Genomic DNA, 237 nt, shown 5'->3' with positions numbered 1-237 from the left:
AGGCGCGCGTCGTCTTCGGGCAGCGCTTGCCGCGCTTCGTCCCCGGCCACCCCATCGCCGGTTCCGAGCAGAGCGGGGTAGAGGCCTCCAACGCTGCCCTGTTCCGCCGTCACAAGGTCATCCTCACGCCGCTGGCCGAAACCGATCCTGCCGCGCTAGCGCTGGTCGACCGCCTGTGGCGTGCGCTGGATGCCGATGTGGAGCACATGTCGGTCGAGCGCCATGATGAAGTGCTGG

1 protein-coding gene is annotated in these 237 nt (G+C 68.8%); it reads left to right on the top strand.

The window, feature by feature from the left end:
• Nucleotides 1-237 (top strand): prephenate dehydrogenase/arogenate dehydrogenase family protein (locus SB765_RS33630; protein ID WP_410933034.1); only part of this gene is annotated, 237 nt, incomplete at both ends.

The sequence above is a fragment of the Pseudomonas sp. SIMBA_067 genome (assembly GCF_046534675.1).
Lineage (GTDB): Bacteria > Pseudomonadota > Gammaproteobacteria > Pseudomonadales > Pseudomonadaceae > Aquipseudomonas > Aquipseudomonas putida.
The sequence above is the reverse complement of the archived record's forward strand: the minus strand, read 5'-3'. Positions and strand labels throughout refer to the sequence as shown.